Raw genomic sequence first — 346 nt, 5'->3', positions numbered from 1 at the left:
GGAAGGGCAGCACCACGCCCACCACGGCCACCAGGAACGCCCGCACCCCCACCCGGCGCATGGAATCCACGCTGGACTCGAGCCCGATCTGGAAGAGGAGGATGACGACGCCCAGCTCGGCCAGGAATCTGACGATCTCGTCCGTCTTGATAGGCTCGAACCAGTCGATGCCCGCCAGGAACAGGTTGCCCAGGGCGATGCCCACCAGCAGTTCCCCCAGCACCGCCGGCTGGCCGAGGCGCTCCACCAGGCTCGCCGTCTTGGCCGCTGCCAGGAGCAGGGCGATCCACAGGAAGACCCAGGCCGTATGCTCAGCTTCAGCCGTCACAGCGGCGTCGGCCTGTAC

The 346-nt window shown here is 67.9% G+C and carries 1 protein-coding gene; it reads right to left on the bottom strand.

Annotation, left to right across the window (positions count from 1 at the left end; genetic code table 11):
• A partial coding sequence (locus ACTFO6_RS18135; protein WP_439935791.1) for a cation:proton antiporter domain-containing protein occupies positions 1-328 on the bottom strand: 328 nt, incomplete at its 3' end.
• Positions 329-346 lie beyond the last annotated feature (18 nt).

Source organism: Pelomicrobium sp. G1 (genome assembly GCF_051905455.1).
Lineage (GTDB): Bacteria > Pseudomonadota > Gammaproteobacteria > Burkholderiales > UBA6910 > Pelomicrobium.
This window is presented reverse-complemented; position numbering and strand designations above follow the sequence as displayed.